This window comes from Thalassotalea euphylliae, from assembly GCF_003390395.1.
Classification (GTDB): Bacteria; Pseudomonadota; Gammaproteobacteria; order Enterobacterales; family Alteromonadaceae; genus Thalassotalea_F; species Thalassotalea_F euphylliae_C.
In genome coordinates, this window is record NZ_QUOV01000001.1 from 1,736,501 (window position 1) to 1,754,856 (window position 18,356).

General features: G+C 43.8%; 15 protein-coding genes. 13 read left to right on the top strand and 2 right to left on the bottom strand.

What is annotated here, in order from left to right; genetic code table 11:
- Positions 1-157 precede the first annotated feature (157 nt).
- The 6 genes from DXX92_RS07725 (at position 158) to DXX92_RS07750 (ending at position 8,130) form a co-directional block, all read left to right on the top strand.
- Complete coding sequence (locus DXX92_RS07725; RefSeq protein ID WP_115999928.1) at positions 158-2,500, top strand: TonB-dependent receptor; 2,343 nt, start codon at positions 158-160, stop codon at positions 2,498-2,500.
- Positions 2,501-2,751: 251 nt separating this feature from the next.
- Positions 2,752-3,129 carry a hypothetical protein gene (locus DXX92_RS19220; RefSeq protein WP_245961427.1) on the top strand — a complete coding sequence of 126 codons (378 nt, stop codon included), beginning with the start codon at positions 2,752-2,754 and terminating at the stop codon, positions 3,127-3,129.
- A gap of 24 nt (positions 3,130-3,153) precedes the next feature.
- Positions 3,154-4,866, top strand: a complete 1,713-nt coding sequence (locus DXX92_RS07735; protein WP_115999929.1) for a PepSY-associated TM helix domain-containing protein — start codon at positions 3,154-3,156, stop codon at positions 4,864-4,866.
- Positions 4,867-5,115: a hypothetical protein gene (locus DXX92_RS07740; RefSeq protein WP_115999930.1), complete on the top strand. Its 249-nt coding sequence runs from the start codon at positions 4,867-4,869 to the stop codon at positions 5,113-5,115.
- Between the two features lie 388 nt (positions 5,116-5,503).
- Positions 5,504-6,505: a cytochrome-c peroxidase gene (locus DXX92_RS07745; protein ID WP_220347637.1), complete on the top strand. Its 1,002-nt coding sequence runs from the start codon at positions 5,504-5,506 to the stop codon at positions 6,503-6,505.
- A 20-nt stretch (positions 6,506-6,525) separates the two neighbouring features.
- Positions 6,526-8,130: a methyl-accepting chemotaxis protein gene (locus DXX92_RS07750; protein WP_115999932.1), complete on the top strand. Its 1,605-nt coding sequence runs from the start codon at positions 6,526-6,528 to the stop codon at positions 8,128-8,130.
- A 179-nt stretch (positions 8,131-8,309) separates the two neighbouring features.
- Here the strand turns inward: DXX92_RS07750 and DXX92_RS07755 are convergent, their stop codons facing one another.
- Positions 8,310-8,801, bottom strand: coding sequence for a GrpB family protein (locus tag DXX92_RS07755; RefSeq protein WP_181901717.1), 492 nt, complete (start codon positions 8,799-8,801; stop codon positions 8,310-8,312).
- A 208-nt stretch (positions 8,802-9,009) separates the two neighbouring features.
- Here DXX92_RS07755 and DXX92_RS07760 point away from each other — a divergent pair, with 208 nt between their 5' ends.
- The 7 genes from DXX92_RS07760 to DXX92_RS07790 all read left to right on the top strand — a co-directional run bounded on the left by DXX92_RS07760 (position 9,010) and on the right by DXX92_RS07790 (position 16,760).
- Complete coding sequence (locus DXX92_RS07760) at positions 9,010-10,293, top strand: efflux RND transporter periplasmic adaptor subunit (protein ID WP_115999933.1); 1,284 nt, start codon at positions 9,010-9,012, stop codon at positions 10,291-10,293.
- Between the two features lie 92 nt (positions 10,294-10,385).
- Positions 10,386-11,111, top strand: a complete 726-nt coding sequence (locus tag DXX92_RS07765; RefSeq protein WP_115999934.1) for an ABC transporter ATP-binding protein — start codon at positions 10,386-10,388, stop codon at positions 11,109-11,111.
- A gap of 56 nt (positions 11,112-11,167) precedes the next feature.
- Positions 11,168-12,484, top strand: coding sequence for an ABC transporter permease (locus DXX92_RS07770; RefSeq protein WP_115999935.1), 1,317 nt, complete (start codon positions 11,168-11,170; stop codon positions 12,482-12,484).
- Between the two features lie 39 nt (positions 12,485-12,523).
- Positions 12,524-13,738: an ABC transporter permease gene (locus DXX92_RS07775; RefSeq protein ID WP_115999936.1), complete on the top strand. Its 1,215-nt coding sequence runs from the start codon at positions 12,524-12,526 to the stop codon at positions 13,736-13,738.
- Positions 13,739-13,953: 215 nt separating this feature from the next.
- Positions 13,954-15,510: a COG3014 family protein gene (locus DXX92_RS07780; RefSeq protein WP_115999937.1), complete on the top strand. Its 1,557-nt coding sequence runs from the start codon at positions 13,954-13,956 to the stop codon at positions 15,508-15,510.
- A 61-nt stretch (positions 15,511-15,571) separates the two neighbouring features.
- Positions 15,572-16,171, top strand: coding sequence for a penicillin-binding protein activator LpoB (lpoB, locus tag DXX92_RS07785; RefSeq protein ID WP_115999938.1), 600 nt, complete (start codon positions 15,572-15,574; stop codon positions 16,169-16,171).
- A 76-nt stretch (positions 16,172-16,247) separates the two neighbouring features.
- Entirely contained in the window at positions 16,248-16,760 is a 513-nt protein-coding gene (locus DXX92_RS07790; RefSeq protein WP_245961428.1) for a glycine zipper 2TM domain-containing protein, read from the top strand.
- Positions 16,761-16,900: 140 nt separating this feature from the next.
- On the opposite strand, the gene DXX92_RS07795 is transcribed toward DXX92_RS07790, so the two are convergent.
- The gene (locus tag DXX92_RS07795) at positions 16,901-18,037 is read right to left on the bottom strand and encodes a porin (protein WP_181901718.1); all 1,137 of its coding nucleotides are present in this window, start codon (positions 18,035-18,037) and stop codon (positions 16,901-16,903) included.
- Between the last annotated feature and the right edge of the window lie 319 nt (positions 18,038-18,356).

The window sequence follows — 18,356 nt, forward strand, 5'->3', positions numbered from 1 at the left end:
GAATTAGTGCAGGTACAAAGCATTCGCTAGGGGATACCCTATACAGCCGCGATAAGGAAATCATCTAACCCTCCTTTACTGGCTAATTTCCGTAGCCGCCATGATTATGCTTGCGGCTTAATTTCATCTCATATCAGTAAAAAAGTAAGTAAAAATAATGAAATATAACAAAGTTGCAATGGGCCTAATGTTGGCCTGTGGCGCATTCTCTCATGTTGCACTCGCCGATGAACTACTCGACGAAAACGTTGAAAAAATCGTGGTTACGGGTCAAAAAATTGATCGTTCATTAAAAGATACCGTTAATAGTGTTGCCGTTGTTACGTCGAAAGAGTTCGAGCGTTTGAATATTAAAACGGTTAACGATATTTACAACGTGGTTCCAAATATCTCTGGTGACTTTGGTCAAGGTTTCAGTATGCGTGGCATTAATGCCTTTAACGTATCTGGTGGCGGAAATAGCTATTTAACCAGCATGTACTTAGATGGTGCGCCTTTGCCTTTCCGTTTACTTCGCAGCGGTGCAACATCGGTTTGGGACTTAGCGCAAGTCGAGGTATTCCGTGGCCCACAATCAACACTGCAAGGTCGAAATGCGCTCGCAGGTGCAATAATTATGCGCACGCAAGATCCAACTTACGAGTGGTCTGGCAAGGGTAAATTAACCGTCGGTGAACACGGTCAGCAAGAGTTTGCTGTCGCTGGTGGTGGTGCGTTAATTGACGATATGTTGGCATTTCGTTTGAGTTATGAAGACAAGCAATACGATGGCGATATTTACAACGTTACTCGTAAAGAAGACGCAAACTTCGAAAACACCGAAACGGTGCGCGGTAAATTGTTATTTCAGCCCACAGAAGATTTTACCGCACTGCTAACGCTATCGAATATGGATACGGAATATGGTCCGCAGTGGTCGCTGTATAACTACGGCGGTTCCCCATTTGATCGCACATCGTGGCAAAACTCTCCTGTTTGGCAAAAAACAGATACCGATTTGTACAACCTAGAGCTGACTTGGGATTTAACGGATGAGCTGTCGGTATACTCAGTCACCACCTACAGCGATTCTGAATATGGCTATAACTGGGATGGCGACTTGACTGCTGAGCAATTGGTGCTCGATCAGCAATACACCCGCAATGACGAGACTGTTAGTCAAGAGCTGCGATTTACCTACCAAACTGATGAAGTTCAGGCGGTGGTTGGTGCTTATTATTCGAAACTCGATGTTGACGATATCGCGTCAGGTGAGCGTCTTATTCACTTTAGCAGTATCGGCTTACCGCCATTAGCAACATTACTTGGCGCGCCGCCATCGCTGGGAGGTTTTGGCTTACCAGTTGAACTTATTGGTGCTGTTTTACCATTGTACCCTGACATTGACCCTGTCAAGCTTGGGTTATCGTCTACTTTAGCGCAAGAAGTTGAGACCATGGCGATTTATGCTGATGTAACTTGGCATATCAATGATCAGTTTGACCTACTTGCAGGCCTGCGCTACGACGAAGAAGAGCAAAGCAATGCGTCAACAGCCTTGTACCGAATAAACAATATATTGCCCGATCCAGATGTGCTACCAGCACCATTGAACCAAGTTGTTGGGGCGATTAACAATACCTTAAACGGTTTAGCCGCGAATGCTTCAGGGGTAGAGCCACCTTCATCAGCTGATTTTGATGCTTGGTTACCTAAACTTGGTGTTAGTTATCATGCCAGTGACGATGTAACGGCAAGTTTTGTTTACCAACGCGGTTATCGCTCTGGCGGTGTTGGTACCAATATCGCACAATCTCGCCTTTTCACATATGACCCGGAATACACTGACAATTACGAATTATCGATTCGCTCGGTGTGGCAGGGCGGTGATTTAATGTGGAATACCAACTTTTTCTACACAGATTGGACAGATCAACAGATCAGTGTTCAATTATCTACGGGAACATTTGATAGGGAGACAGTCAACTCGGGCGAATCAAATGTTAAAGGCTTTGAAACCGAAGTTTACTATTACCCAACTGATCAGCTAACCATTAACGCAGGCCTTGGTTATGCAAAGTCTGAGTTTACTGATTTTGAATATACATTGCCGTCGACAGGAGAAGTGATCGATTTATCTGGTCGTGCTTTTGCTGATGCGCCTAAATGGACGGCTAATGTAGCCATTACTTATGACTTTGGCGAAGGGTTTAGCGCAGGTATTAATGCCAATTATCGCGATGAAAGCCCAGCTTACTTAAATCCAGCAGTTTCATTAACACCTCAAAAGTTAGCGCTTGATGCAGATCCAACGAACGACAGCAGAACGTTACTCAATGCTAATGCCAGCTACGAATGGGATAACTACACCATAAGAGTTGATGTTAGTAATCTGCTTGATAAGGACTATATCGCAACGCACTTCTCAGGCGCAGACAGCCTAGGCAATAGCGAAAGCTATGGTCAACATCAGCTAGGCCGTTCGCGACAAGCCAATATTAGTTTCTTAGCGACGTTTTAATCTCGTTAAACAAACTTAATGTACTTTTCATGGGAAAAGGTTTGCTCTTTTCCCATGCTATTTTTCATACCTATTTTGCGATTAATGGCAGCCTTTTAAGCTAAATCAATCGATAGCGGAAATTGGGCTATGTTGGAATTGCACTGCGACGAAGCTATCTAAAATCCAAATTGACTTGAAGCGCTTTGCTCTTAGTTCGCAAACCTTTTTATGCTCAAAGTTTTACTTCTTTAAAACATATGTAAATAACAATGATTAGCATTTGCAATAATGATTTTGTCAGCATATCATTTGTTGCTAATTTGTTAATGGCTAAATCAACGAAAAAAATGGATGCTGAATTAACCGAGTCAACACGCAAAGGTGTATTTACGAGCATAAAAAGTCGTAACTTCGCTGGTGTGTTAATGGCTTTTCTGACCTGTGTGATGTTAGTACCAGGGATGACCACTTACTTACCTTTTAGTGCTGCCGACCAAATCGGTGTGCCAATTCTATTATTCCCGTTTATTTGGACTGGCCTCTGCCTATATAGCTATATGGCCGAAAAAGCGTGGCAACCATGGGCATTAATGATCACTTTATCGGTCAGTCATGGTGTGCTCTCTTATCTCGCCTTAGCAGGGTAAACAAGGGAACAGGAACTTCAGTAAATGAAAAGTAAATCAATCAAAAAACTCTACACCTTACACAGTTGGGTTGGCATTATCACAGGCATTCTGTTGTTTGTTATTGCCTTTACTGGCGCGGTTTCGGTATTTGGTCGACCTGAAATTAAAATTTGGGCGAATCCTGAAATTCGTACTTTAGCTCAAGTTGATACGGCAAAAGTGGAACAGTTAGTCGCTGAATATGCGACCCAAGTACCCGAACATTACCAAGAAGAAATACTGATATTTCTGCCGCGAGTTCGTGGCAATAAGCATTTGGCGATTATTTTTGAATCCCACCATGGTGAGCCAGTTACATCGGATGATGCGAGTATCGATGATGTTAAAAGCGAACAAGCCGCGCAGAAACATAGCCCACCTGTCGGCACTTCATTTGAATTCGATCCGCATAGCTATGAACTGGTGCGCGAAAAGTCTGGGTTAATGTCCGAGATTTTCGCCACCTACGAATCAGATATGGCCGATTTTATTGTCGATTTTCACGCCGACTTACACCTTGGTCGCCCCATTGGCTTATTAACCACAGGTGTGCTTGGCCTTACCATGATGTTATCTATCGTTACGGGGATATTTATTCACCGTAAAATTCTTGGTCAGCTTTTTACCTTTAGACCGAGAAAAAGCTATAGTTTGATGCTCAATGACGGCCACAAAGCGATTGGTGTGTGGGGGCTGTTATTTAACGCTGTGATCGCATTTACTGGCGCATTTTTAGGTTTGGCAGTGGTTGTTTTAGTGCCGGCCGCCGCATTTGTGTCATTTGGCGGTGATCAGGATAAGCTTGTCGAAACCTTTACGGCGATCCCTGCGCCAGTGATTCAAAACGTTCAACAGTCTACGGCAATTGGTTCAGCATTTGATCATGCTTTTGAACTGCACGACGAAGTCATTGTCCGTTCAATGACCGTAATGGGCTACGGTGATGCTAGTGCAAAAATGTACGTTGGCATTGCTGGCGGGCAGAATATTGCGGCGCAAACCGCTGTTTATCAAGCTGGAGGGGAGTTTGTAGAGCGCTATAGTAACTTTGGCCGCATCGAAGGGGTTACAGGCAAAATACTCGATATTATGTACCCACTACACTTTGGTAATTTTGGTGGCATTTTAGTGAAAGCAATTTGGGTTGTACTTGGTTTAGGAACAGCGTTGCTGCCGTTGACCGGATTGATGTTGTGGATGGAGCGTGGCGTTAATGCGGCTAACCCTCGTTATTCAATGAAAACTTACCAACGCTTTAATCGATTAATTGTCGGCAGTTGTGGCGGCCTTGTGGTCGCGACTATGTTGTTATTCCCAACTCAAATGATGATTAAGTATGGCATGGGGAATAACGATGTTGGTAGTATCATCGGCTGGCCATTTTTTATCAGTTGGTTAGCAATTATAGTGGCGGCATTTCTGGTACCTTATGAAAAGCACTTTGCGCGCCAGCTAGCTTATGTAACCGCAGCATTGCTTATCGCCGTATTACCGATTGATTTATTGGTCACAGGCACCAACAAAGCCACTGAACTAGCGACAGGTCATTACTTAAGTTCTGGTATTGATCTAGTTTGCTTAGCACTCGGTTTATACCTGTTTAAGCTGATGAAAAACTTCCCTAAACCACTGCCTAGCGCAAACGCAACGGTGATTAACCAGATTGTTGCTAATCAGGCTAGTGCTAACCAGACAGGTGCTAAGGAGGCCGTTTAAATGACGATTATTGCAATATTAGTCACGTTTTTTGGTTTATTAATGGCAGATGAGCGGGGCAAGTTAACAGCGAACATCGTTAATCAGCTAGTGTCTGTGCTCGCTTTGGTAGTGGCTACTGTATTGCTTTGTTATCAATTTGGCACATTGCGCGGAGTGTTTGTTTTTCTTGGGGTCGCAAGTGTATTGGGCACTTTATTGACCTTATTTAGGGCAAAACTCATCAATAACTCAGTACACTCTTCTTAATACTTAGCAGGTAAATTTACTAAACCTGCTGATACTCAAACAACATTTCCAACATAAACAGTAGAAACATAAACGCCAGTAACAAAAATGTTACTGGCTCACTTTCCAAATAATAACAGCGACCTTACCGTTTTCTCATCGTGGCCAATGGTCGTTAATTATGCGCCTAATACCTTTATTATTAATCATAAGGTATTGATAATTAATGTGATACTAGAGGTCAGATGTGAATTTTATGTTATCGGCTGAAAATAGAATGTAAACTTTCAAAAACGTTTACGAAATATAGTCACGGATGGTTTAATCGTAAAAAAATGTAAATAAATTGAAATAAAGTGTATTTATTGCCGTTCAATTTTCACACATGTTAAAAAGTTGAGTAACGATTTTGCAGTTTTACCGTGTATTATTGACTAGTGTTGTATCGATCAGTATCACACTGTCGGGTTCTTTGCTGGCGAACCCATTGTTAAAAGAACAATTTAAACGTCCAGACACCATCCCATTTCCTGCCGATAATCCTTACTCTGTGCAAAAAGCCGCACTGGGCAAAATGCTTTTCTTCGATCCGAGGCTAAGTAACAATCGCAATATGACCTGTGCAACTTGTCATAATCCTAGCTTTGGCTGGGAGGATGCGACAGCGCGTTCAGTTGGTGATCAAAACACTCAACTTGATCGCCACTCTCCTAGTATTATCAATGCTGCTTGGGGCGACCGATATTTCTGGGATGGCCGAGCGGCATCGCTAGAAGAGCAGGCAAAAGGGCCAATAGAAAGTGCGGTTGAAATGAACTTGCCATTACCTGAGGCAGTCGCACGCTTATCGCAAGTGCCGCAATACCGCACTTGGTTTGGTCGAGTGTTTGGCAGTGAAGGTATTACTGCAGACACCATCGCTAAAGCCATAGCAACATTTGAGCGCACCATTGTTTCTGGTGAAGCCCCTTTCGATCGCTGGGTAAATGGTGATGAATCAGCCATTAGTCCGGCTGCAAAGCGTGGCTTTGACTTATTTGTTGGTAAAGCAAAATGTGTTGATTGTCATTCCGGTTGGAACTTCACCGACATGCAGTTTCACGATATCGGCCTACCGGGTAATGACTTGGGGCGCGGCCAATTAACTGGCAATGCGCAAGAGAATTTTGCGTTTAAAACCCCTAGTTTACGCAATATAGGTCAACGCGCGCCATACATGCACGACGGTCGTTTTGAGAATTTAACTGGCGTTATTGGTCACTACATCCCTGGTGGTATTAAGCGTCCAACGCTGTCGACAAAAATGGTGCCTATCGCGCTGTCAGCTCAAGATATTACCGATCTTGAGGCATTTATGCTGACACTCACCGGCGAAGATACCGCCGTTAGCCTTCCTACCTTGCCTTATTAAGACGTTTTCACGGAGCAATCATGACAATTAAATCGAAACTGCTGTCGAGCTTTATCGTGATAATTATGGCCTTTGGTACGCTAGCGGTCTATTTGGTTTACCTACTATTCCAGCAAGGCCAACAAACCATATACGCGTTCCATCAGCCACTTCAAGCGGTGGTCAGTAGCCAGACCGCTGCCGATAAATTTAAACAAGCGGCGGCGCTCGCGGATAATGTGCTCGCGATGACAATGCCAAGTGATAGCAACTCAGTTATCACTAAGTACCAAGCGCTTAAGCGAGAATTTAATCAAGCGGTTGATAACGCACAAGCAAACGCCCTGACTGATAATACACGTGGACTGGGGCAATCATTGCTCGCCTCATCACTCAATTGGTTTGAGCAAACTGAACTGCATTTATCAGCCTCAGGTCACCAATCATTGCAAGACATGCGACTGCTGCGTCAGCAACAAACGGAAATAGCGCAAATGTTAACTGAGTTTGCGCAACAAACGCTTGAGGATGCAGCGAAAATCGCTGATGACGTTGAGCAGGCGACTGACGGTGAAGTACAAGGCTCTATAATCGTTTTGTTAGTATTCACATTGGCAGCCTTGTTTGTTTCGTTTTACCTTACGAAAAATCTACTTCGTCCGATCGATGGGCTTAAAGACGCGGCAATTGCGTTGTCACGTGGTGATGGCGACTTAACGCGTCGCCTCGTCAATAATGATAAAGACGAAATCGACGCGCTCAGTAAAGAATTTAATTCGTTTATTGATAAAGTGCAGCATATTGTCAGTGAGATAGCAGGGTCAGTTACCCATACTCATGGCAAGTTATCAGAATTTTCTCGCATTTCTGATAGTACGCAACAAGGTACAGAGCAGCAAAAAGTAGAAATTGAACGAGTCAACGAGTCGATTAGCCAAGTGTTAACGCTTGGCTCACAAGTCACAGAATCAAGTGAGTCGGCGCAGCGTCAATCTGATGAAATCGTTGACTACACCAAGCAAGGTGTTGAACTTACTGAGCAAAGTAATGAGCGCATGGCCCTATTGACCGAAAAAGTTGAAGCTGCCAGCGACGTTATTTTCTCGTTGAGTAATTCAAGTGGCGAAATTAACTCGGTCATCGAAGTTATTCAGGTTATTGCCGATCAAACGAATTTACTTGCACTAAATGCCGCGATTGAAGCGGCGCGAGCAGGTGAAGCAGGGCGAGGCTTTGCTGTGGTTGCAGAAGAAGTGCGTGCGCTGGCGATAAAAACGCAAGAATCGACAAGTAGCATTCAACAAACCATTGCCAAAGTGCAAGGTATGGCGAATGAAGCTAAAGACTTGATGGAAGTGGGCCGTGATCAAGTTCATTCTTGTCGTGAGGTGAATTTGTCACTGACGGATTCGTTATCACAAGTGCTCGATAAACTAACTGAAATTCAACAGGTTAATGGCGAAGTAGGGCGCTTTACCCAAGAGCAGGAATTGGCGGTGAAAGAAGTTAATGAGTTCTTGAATCGCATTACGCTGATAGCCAATGAAACCGCGAAAGACAGCTTAAGTTTGAAAGATAATAGCGTTGAAGTGTTAAGTGCGATTGAGCACGTTAATGCCAATGTATCGACCTTTAAACTAGCCTAGTTTAAAGCGTTTCAATATTTATAACCTGTCATATTAACCTAACTAGCCAACCCAGCTTACAAGGCTGGGTTGCTCTACTAATTTAACCAACTCAACTGATTTTCGAAAATCCAACTTACGAAAATCTAATTGATAAAAATCACTCGTTACAAATGCTGTGACTAAGCCTTACCTTCCTCTTAAACTAGGCGCAACACTTGCTCTATAAATTGCCACTTACTTTGCGTGTAACGCTCTCTGTCTTTTGGATATTGCATGGCTAATTGTCGCTTTAGTTTGGCATATTCAATTGCTACTGACTGATGTGCTCGCAAGTAATCACGAAAGAGGATGCGCTCATGCCATAGCGCACTCTGATAGGGGACTAAGTGCAAATGGTGCGTGCGAATTTCTGGCGATGGCTTGCAAAACCAATGCATCACATCTGGCTTGTAAGGGTAATAGCAGTAGCCGCTGTCGACTAATACTTGAATAGCATCTTGAGCATGATTTAGTGACTTCACACCAACCATGATATCAATCACAGGCTTGGCGGCTAATCCAACGATGGAAGTGCTACCTACATGTTCAATGGTGCCGCAAAGCCAGTGGCTAATAAGGCGACCGATATGTTGCTTTTCGGCACTAAATAATTGTGGCCAGCGAGCGTCGTAATCTACTATTTCAATCAACTAAACCTCTCATCATGCTAAAAAATTTCGCTAGCTTGTATGTGCTAAAGCATATGATTTTTGGAGCATTGTAGCGAATTACAGCCATTATTTTTAAACGCACCTTACAAAAAATGCAGATAAATTACACAAATTTTTAAACCTTTTTAATTCACCCCGCTACTTACCCTTTGATTGTTCTTTTTAATTCAAATTTCGGGAAAGCGTTGTGAAAATTGCAGACACTAGCGGACAGGATGTCGTCCTGACGCCAAAATCCAATAAAAAAACGTGGCTAGTAAGCGGTTTATCCGTTGCCACTATTCTTGTTTTATTTTTCTTAGCAGCTCCTGCGATCAGCAGTTGGTCGTCAGGTGAAGCCAGTATTGCGCGCGACAGGCTGCGTATCGCCACCGTTGAACGCGGCGACTTAGTCAGAGATTTATCTGTGCAAGGGCGAGTCGTTGCTGCGGTTAGCCCAAGGCTTTATGCAACAGGACAAGGCACAATTACTTTTTCCGTTGATGCCGGCGATGAAGTGTCTAAAGGTCAAGTGCTGGCGAGTATCGACAGCCCTGAATTAACCAATGAGCTGAAACAAGAGCAAGCGAGCCTAGAGCAGCAGAAACTCGAACTCGAACGACAAAAAATTCAGGCAAGAAAGCAGGCGCTAGAAGACCAAAAATCGGTAGACATGGCTAAAGTCACTTTAGTGGCGGCAGACCGAGAAAAGCGTCGTGCAGACAAAGCCTACGAATTTAAGTCCATCAGCCAAATTGATTTCGAAAAAGCGCAAGACGATCTACAAAACGCACAGTTTGTTTTTCAACACGCAGAGCAAGATGCTGCCCTAAACGCCGAAAGCTTAGCATTTGAGATTAAAACCAACCAACTGCAAGTTGACCGCCAAGCGCTTTTGGTTAAAGAGCTGCAACGTAAAGTTGATGAGTTGATACTGCGTTCCCCCGTAAGCGGCATCGTGGGTAACTTGGCGGTAAAACAAAAGAACCAAGTTAGCCGTGACCAGCCTATTCTAAGCGTTGTCGATTTATCTGAATTTGAACTCGAAGTGTTTATACCCGAAAGCTACGCCGATGACTTAGCCATTGGTATGGCAGCTGAGGTAACCGTTAATGGCGAAACGTATGCGGCTAACTTAGTTACTATCTCGCCCGAAATCGAGAACAATCAAGTAACTGGGCGTGTACGTTTTGCCGCCTCAGACACTTCACAACCACCTGGCCTGCGCCAAAACCAGCGCTTAACCACTCGTATATTGATGGAGCGAAAAGCTGATGTGCTAATGGTGCGCCGTGGTCAATTTTTAGAAAGCTCAAGCGGACGATTTGCCTTCAAAGTTATCGGCGATAGCGCTGAAAAAGTGACAATTGTCACCGGTGCACGCAGTTTGTCTATGGTGGAAATTAGCAGCGGCCTTGCTGTTGGTGACCAAATTATTGTTTCCAGTACTGACCAGTTCAACGATGCCAGCAAAATTCTGTTAACGAATTAACCGCTTGTTATAGCAAAGAAAATATTACGCAGGCTGGTAATACGCTTACCAGCCTCTGCTCAAAAGAAAACGACACAAGAAGGAAGAATATCATGCTCACCATGACCAATATAAAAAAGGTATTTCGCACTGAAGTAGTCGAAACACATGCGCTTCGTGACTTTAATTTGCAGGTAAATGAAGGTGAATTTGTTGCCGTAACTGGCCCATCAGGCTCAGGTAAAACAACCTTTCTCAACATTGCTGGCATGTTAGAAACCTTTAACAGCGGAAGTTATGTGCTTGATGGCGAAGACGTTAGCCACCTCAACGACAATCAGCGTAGCAAACTGCGCAATGAAAAAATTGGCTTTATTTTTCAAAGCTACAATCTGATCCCTGATCTTAACTTGTTCGACAATGTCGATGTACCGTTGCGTTATCGCGGTTTTAACGCCAAAGAGCGCAAGTCGCGAATTGAAGAAAGCCTTGAAATTGTCGGTTTAGCGAGCCGAATGAAGCACCTGCCTTCGCAGCTCTCTGGTGGTCAACAACAACGTGTCGCAATTGCTAGAGCACTAGCTGGTAAGCCAAGATTTTTGCTGGCTGATGAACCAACCGGCAACTTAGATTCTGCGATGGCACAAAGTGTGATGGAGCTACTGAAAAATATTAACAAAGCAGGAACCACCATTGTCATGGTTACCCATGATCCGCACCTAGCAACACAGGCTACGCGCAATATTTTTGTTAAAGATGGCCAAGTGAGCGATATCGATACCGAGCAAGTTGTGGCAAGTGCAGCAGATGTGGTCGCTATGCCAGCTGCACAAGCTTAGCGGTAGAAAAAACAACCACTAGAGAACATTTACTAAGAAAAATAACAGGAGGCAATATGTTTGGTTATTACCTAAAACTTGCCGTGAAAAGCATTAAAAAGAATGCACTGCTAAGCATGCTAATGGTGCTTGCTATCGCCTTAGGCATAGGGGCGAGCATGACCACAATCACCGTAAACTATTTAATGTCGGCCAACCCCATTCCGGATAAAAGCACGCAGCTTTTTTACGTGCAGGTTGACAGCTGGGATCCGCACAATGCATTTAATGATGACAATGGCGATCCACCGAATCAAATTACTTGGACAGAAGCTAATAACTTGTTCAACGCGCAACAAGCAAGCAAACAAGTCGTAATGGCAAAGTCAGGCGGCATTATTGTTCCTGAGAATCAAGATATTAACCCGTTTCAAGCGTCAATTCGTCTAACCACGGGTGATTTCTTTGCCATGTTCGACACACCGTTTTTGTTTGGCGGTGGTTGGCAACTCGCGACTGATCAGCAGCGAGAGCAGGTGATTGTATTAACTAAGCGCATTAACGATAAGTTGTTCGGCGGTGAGAACTCGATTGGCCGCACGGTATTGCTTGCAGGACAAAACTACAAAGTTGTTGGTGTGCTTGATGCTTGGCAGCCCATGCCGAAGTTCTACGATGTTAACAACGGCGCATTTGATGAAAGCGAAGAAGTGTTTATTCCATTTTTCTTAAAGGAAACCTACGAGCTGCCTAACTGGGGCAACACCAACTGCTGGAAAAGCCCTGAAGGTGAAGGGTTTAAAGCGTTTTTGCAATCTGAGTGTATAAACTACCAGATGTGGGTTCAGCTAAACAGCGAGCAAGAAAAGACAGATTATCTGGCGTTTCTAAACAACTATGTGAGTGAGCAAAAAGCCTTAGGGCGTTTTCCAAGAGACATGAATAACCAATTGCTAGACGTGATGGGCTGGATGGAAAACCAACAAGTGGTAGAGGACGACGCCAAAATGATGATGTGGATGTCGTTTATGTTTTTGGTTGTGTGTTTGCTTAATACCGTAGGCTTGCTGCTTGCCAAATTTATGGGTAAATCAGCCGAAATTGGCTTGCGCCGTGCCATTGGTGCGTCGAAACGCGATGTATTTATACAGCACATTATTGAGGCCGCAACTATAGGTTTGCTCGGGGGCTTGCTGGGCCTAGCGCTGGCAATGTTTGGCTTAGTTGGTATCAAGACCTTATACGGTGACTTTGTCGAAAATTTAGTGTCGCTTGACTGGGTGATGGCATTTACTGGCATTGGTATTGCCATAGTTGCCAGTGTATTAGCGGGTTTATACCCAACTTGGCGAGCATGCAATATTGCACCTGCGACGCAGCTAAGCAGCCAATAGTTGGCCAGCAACAAAGAAGCATAAAATAGGAGCAACAAAATGCTTACATTAGGACCTATATTTCGCGCCTTGTTGCGCAATAAAGTTGGCGCACTGCTGATAGCGATACAAATCGCCTTTACCATGGCGATTATTGTCAACTCTGTATTTATCATTATTGAGCGCAGCCAAGAAACTAAGCGACCCAGTGGCATTGACGAAGCGAATTCGTTTTTCGTGAACAGCAGTGGATTTTCTGAAAACTTTAGCGCCAAAGCGACCATTGAAGAAGACTTAGCCAATATTCGCGCGCTACCTGGGGTGATTGATGCAATTCAGATCAATGCGATTCCGGTGAGTGGCAGTGGCTGGTCAATGGGCTTACAAACCGAACCCGGCGCCGAGCATGACGGCGTTGGTACTGCGGTTTATATGGTTGATGAACGCGGTATTAACGCGCTTGATGTGCAGTTACTCGCCGGTGAGAATTTTAGCGCGTCTGATATCCGCTGGCGTGGCAATAGCGCAAGCGATTGGCCGGATAAAATTATTGTGACAGAGGCAATGGCAAAGCGTTTGTTTCCCGACCTAGATTACGCTCAAACCATAGGTAAAACGGTTTATATCAATGACACTGAACCAATGATCATCACTGGCGTTATCGATAAACTCCAGGCACCATGGGTGGGTTGGAATAACGTTGATAATTCGTTCTTGTCGCCAGAGTATTTAGAACGCGACTCAAGCACTTATTTTATTCGCACAGAGGATGGCCAGCGAGATGAAATGATGAAGCAAGTTGAGGAATTGCTGTCGGCCAATAAGTCTCGTGTCGTGCAAAATATGCGCAGTGTAGACTACGTGCGAGAGCGCAGTTATCGCGGTCATAACGCGATGATTAAAATTCTGAGCACAGTGATCATTACGCTGACCATAGTGACCAGCTTAGGTATTGTTGGTTTAGCTAGTTTTAGTGTTAATCGCCGCAAAAAGCAGATCGGTATTCGTCGTGCGTTAGGGGCGACGAAGGCAGATATTTTACGCTACTTTATGACGGAAAACCTGATCATTAGCGCTTTCGGTGTATTGCTTGGAGCGGCATTAACAATTGGCCTTAATATGGTATTGGTTAACGCCTTGTCACTGACACCCATGAGTTGGTTCTATATTCCTGTGGGTATGTTGGTGCTTTGCCTTGTTGGTCAAGCCGCAGTATTTGGGCCTGCCCGAAAAGCAACAAGTATCGCTCCGGCAACTGCGACTAGAACGGTTTAATTCGCCAAGACAAAAGTGAGTGCTCGTGTTCAGCGGGTACTCACGCTCCACCTCTTGATATACTTTTTGACATCTAATCCGTATTTTTACGAAATTTTACACGCCAGCGCTTATCTTCTAACGCTAATTTATTTATATTGAGGCTCGTTCATTTAGGATTCATTAATTACTCGTTAGAGTGGTTGATATCTTCTCGGTAAGGAATTGTTTTTTCTATGCTTGTGCTTGCAAAGCGACTTTTTATTGCTTGCTCTTTGTTGGTTGTTTCTGGTTGTGCGACATTGCAGCTGAATAACCTATTTCAAGATTACGCGTCACAATTCCAACCTGTTCGGGCAGCACTGTCTCAAGGGAATGTTGCGAGCGCTATTCAACAGGTACCCAAAGCGCATGCAGGCGATACTAATTATCAATTATCGTTAGTCGAACAGGGGCGATTGGCCTTTTTACAAGGTGATATAAGCCAAAGTCGTTGGTGGTTTGAGCAAAGCTATCAAGCACTTGAGACACAGCGAAACCGAGCAAAGTTAAAGTTAGGTCAAGGTTTAGAGCGCGTGAATACATTGGTGACCAATGACAATGCTATCGCTTATCAAATGCCTGCTTATGAGCAAAGTATGATGCATGGTTACCAAGCACTTAACTATGCCTTAGCTCATGACTTGGAAGGCGCGCTGGTTGAAGTTCGTCGCGCCAATCAGATCCAAGAAGCTGCACTAGTCCAATATGAAGATGAGCTTATTGAGGCGAATGCTGAGCGACAAAATGTTGATTTTAGTTACCTTGATAACACTATGTCGGCATTAACAAGCAAAGCTGGGCAGATAAAAAATGGTTTTCAAAATGCCTACACATTTTATTTGTCGGGCATTTTTTATGAAGCGGCTGGCCAGCTTAACGATGCCTATATTGACTATAAAAAGGCGTTAGAAATCTTCCCGGATAATCAATATTTACAGCGCGATGTATTAAGGCTTGGTTCAGTATTAGGGATGAATAATGACCTTGAATATTACACTCAGCAGCTTGGTAAAGCGTATGTTAACCAGTTATTAAGCACTAGCGTCCTTGGCAGTGATAAAGGCAGTGAGAAAGTCGGTAAGAAAGTCGGTGAGCAAAACACTAAGCAAGGCTCATTAGACCAAAAACAAGGGCAGTTAGTTGTTGTTTATGAACAGGCACTGATTGAAGCTAAACAAGAGCAAGCAGTGCGTTTACCGATTTGGACGAGCGGAGGCGACCCAAGGTTTTACAGTGTGTCGGTGCCTAGCTACTCGAAAAGCTATGCAAAAGGCCATTCAAAAAGCTATGCAAATACAAGCGATGGGAATAATAGTGCGTCATCTCGAGCGCTTGAACTTCAACTGGGCAAAGAAACATTAACCGCTGAGACCATTGTTAATTTACAGGCGTTAGTTGCCAAACAGTTAGCAGAGAGTTTGCCGTCAATCGTGAGTCGTCAAGTGTTGCGTTTAGTGGCGAAAGAGCAAGTGCGAAGAAAGCTAAGCAAAGAGGGCGGTGATGTCGGTAATATTTTGGCTGGCTTGTATAACCTAGCGTCTGAGCGTGCCGATACACGTAGTTGGCTAACGTTACCAGGCGATGTTCAAATTATTAAAGCTGACCTGCCAGCAGGTGAGCATCAACTTAGCTTTAATCGCAAAAATATAGCGGCTAATGACACTATGGTCACTATAGCGCCTAATAAAATAACCTTAGTGGTGATCTCAGAAATTGGGCAAGTATGGCAAGTCAAACAGGCCGTGCTTTAGCGACTTTAATGTTTACACAAGCTCTAGAAGAAATTTTAAGAAAAACGGAAAGGAATTAACTATGAAAAAAGCGTTATTTATTGCATCAGCGTTGTCAGTAATGGTGTTAGCAGGTTGTTCAAGCAAGCAAGTTGTGAGCTATGGTGATGCAACCGCTGTTGAAACCACAGATATCAACTTTGGCTCAACTGATTTGCAAACTGTGGCGAATCAGATGACCGACTCTCTCATTGCCTCGCCGATTATTGGTTCATTAACTCAAAACAAACGCCCAGTGGTATTTGTTGAGCGTTTAAAGAACAAAACTAGCGAGCATATCGATACGGAATCCATTACCGATTCGATTTCTACTAAGGTGCTGCGCTCTGGCAAGTTCCGTTTTGTTGATATGAGTCGTGTTGAAGCTGTGCGTAAGCAATTGAACTTTCAACAAACCGGTGGCTTAGTTGACCCAAGCAAAGCGATTCAGTTTGGTCAGCAAGTTGGCGCTGAATATATGCTATACGGCAACTTATCAAGTATTGTTAAAACTAACGAAGATAAGAAAGATGTCTACTATAAATTTACGATGCGTTTAATGGATCTAAAAAGCGGCATTATTGAGTGGGCCGATGAAACTGAGATTCGCAAAACTCGCGAGAAAGCATCGATTGGCTGGTAGCACTAACGCTACTTTAAGCTTTAGTATGTTGAAAGCATACGTCATTGAAAAAGCTAACTAATTAAGAGGTGAGCAAATGAAGAATAATGTGAATACTCGATCTCAGGCATTGTCTTTGTTATTGCCACTGATGTTCGCTAGCATTTTGTTTGTTAGTTTAACGGGAATGGCAAAGGCGAGTGAATACCAGCGCAATCAGGCGGTGCCTGTGCAGCAAGTGCTGTTTGGTGAAGTGCTTTCGACGCGTCGCATCACTGAGCGGGAAATTCGCGAAGACCAAGCCAATGGTTGGCAGGTATTTGGTGGCGCACTCATTGGTGGCGCGATAGGTTATCAATTTGGCGATGGCTCAGGGCAAGCAATAGCGACCATTTTAGGCTCGCTATTAGGCGCCGCGGCGGCTGACAACAACCACTCTCGTAGACAAGAGCGAGTATTAGAGTTGATCGAACTCAATATTCGTATAGAAGATGGCAGTCAATATATGGTGATTCAAGATTATGACCGCCGTATGGTATTTAGTGATGGTGATGAAATACGGATGATTTACCTAGCTAACGGCAGCGTGAGAATTGATAAGCAGTTGTAGCTGAAATTATACGAGTTGCGCTAATCCTATAAATTCTCCTAAACCTTTTGCGCATAAAAAGCCAGACTAAGAAAGTAGTCTGGCTTTTTGTTTTATGCGTTAGCTATAGCATTTCTGCAAAGTACTGCCTTTTGGCGATATTAGAATACCGTGACTAAGGCAGTGCGCACTAAGCTAGTATCTTCATTGGTTAGATCGCTATCTTGAGCGCTGAATTCTACTTTAAACGCAGCAGATTCGTGGAAGTCCCAGCGCGCACCAATTGTATAGTAGGTGTTGTCTTGCATACGGAAGTTTAAGAACTGACGAGTTAGATCAACTTGTGAAGCTAAAGGCTCTGCGGCACCAACAGGTAGCTGGTCAATAACAGAGTTAACTTCGTTTTCGACCATACCGTATGTAGCGTGAACTAAAATATCATCAAAACGGTAGCCAATGGTGGCATACATAGCTTCTTCGTTGTCGATAGTCATGGTTTCGTAGTTTTGACGTGAGTATTCTGCAATAACTAACCAATTGTTGTAGTCAATTTGAATGCCCACTTCTGCGAAGTCCATCGTATCGTCTTCAACAGTAATCTGCTCAGCAACAAATTCAAATCCAGGCGTCGCTCGCCATGCGTTACCTAAACCATCGGCACGAGAGTTAGGCACAGTTACTTTAGCGGACAAAAATGCTGTATGTAGGGTAAACCAATCGCGAGTTAAGGTAAGGTTAGCACCGTACATATTGTTGAAATCAACATCGATGTCATCACCAGCAATATTCATTTCCGTTGTTTCAGCACCGCCAATTACTTGGATGCTTGATTCAAATTCTCCTAATGCGAAGTTGTGGCTGACACTAACACCGTCGTAACTTGAAAACTCGGTAGCGTAAAGACCTTCTGGTACGGTAATCCAAGGCATTGCATAAGATACGTCAAGGTATTCAGAGTACATAAACAGTGGTGCACGCTGACGACCTACCATTACCGTTGTTTGGTCATTTAAGTTGTAGCTTAAGTATGCCCACTCAAAATCAGTTTCCCAGTCGTCTTCACCACGAGCAATGATTTGAGCGGTTACACTAAGGCCATCGCCTAAATCTGCAGATGTTTGAAGGGCAAATAATGAGTCTTCTTTGAAGTCGACATCATCGTCATACCCCCATTGAGTATCACCACTTGATGCTTTACCAGCAACAATATTGGCAAAGCCGTTAAAGGTTAATTCAGCGTGCGCTGATGACAGAGGAAGAGCTGCTGCTAAAGCAAGCGTAACAAGAGACTTTTTCATGATATTCCTTTGAATTATATTTATCTGCTCAGGCGCCATTGAAATGGCTGATTTTTTAAATTGAACGATAAAATTAGCTAATAAAATTACTACTTATTGCCAGCGCTTAGCTGACAAAAATTTGTTCGCGCTTTGTGTCGCTTGTTGTTGATAATTTTGTTTTCAATATTTTTATATTGCCCGATACCGCTAAGCATTACCGTCACTCAAAACTACTTGTTTTACGGCGCTTTTTCCTAACCATAACCTCTCTTCTAGAGGTTAGCTTGAGCACTGCAATAGTACTTTTATGGTTAATTTTGGCCGCAAAAATCCAGCG

Bases quoted from the DNA above. Each gene is read 5' to 3' on its own strand.
- DXX92_RS07725 (WP_115999928.1), top strand. From the start codon at position 158: ATGAAATATAACAAAGTTGCAATGGGCCTAATGTTGGCCTGTGGCGCA.
- DXX92_RS19220 (WP_245961427.1), top strand. From the start codon at position 2,752: ATGATTAGCATTTGCAATAATGATTTTGTCAGCATATCATTTGTTGCT.
- DXX92_RS07735 (WP_115999929.1), top strand. From the start codon at position 3,154: ATGAAAAGTAAATCAATCAAAAAACTCTACACCTTACACAGTTGGGTT.
- DXX92_RS07740 (WP_115999930.1), top strand. From the start codon at position 4,867: ATGACGATTATTGCAATATTAGTCACGTTTTTTGGTTTATTAATGGCA.
- DXX92_RS07750 (WP_115999932.1), top strand. From the start codon at position 6,526: ATGACAATTAAATCGAAACTGCTGTCGAGCTTTATCGTGATAATTATG.
- DXX92_RS07765 (WP_115999934.1), top strand. From the start codon at position 10,386: ATGCTCACCATGACCAATATAAAAAAGGTATTTCGCACTGAAGTAGTC.
- DXX92_RS07770 (WP_115999935.1), top strand. From the start codon at position 11,168: ATGTTTGGTTATTACCTAAAACTTGCCGTGAAAAGCATTAAAAAGAAT.
- DXX92_RS07775 (WP_115999936.1), top strand. From the start codon at position 12,524: ATGCTTACATTAGGACCTATATTTCGCGCCTTGTTGCGCAATAAAGTT.
- DXX92_RS07780 (WP_115999937.1), top strand. From the start codon at position 13,954: ATGCTTGTGCTTGCAAAGCGACTTTTTATTGCTTGCTCTTTGTTGGTT.
- lpoB (WP_115999938.1), top strand. From the start codon at position 15,572: ATGAAAAAAGCGTTATTTATTGCATCAGCGTTGTCAGTAATGGTGTTA.
- DXX92_RS07790 (WP_245961428.1), top strand. From the start codon at position 16,248: ATGAAGAATAATGTGAATACTCGATCTCAGGCATTGTCTTTGTTATTG.
- DXX92_RS07795 (WP_181901718.1), bottom strand. From the start codon at position 18,037: ATGAAAAAGTCTCTTGTTACGCTTGCTTTAGCAGCAGCTCTTCCTCTG.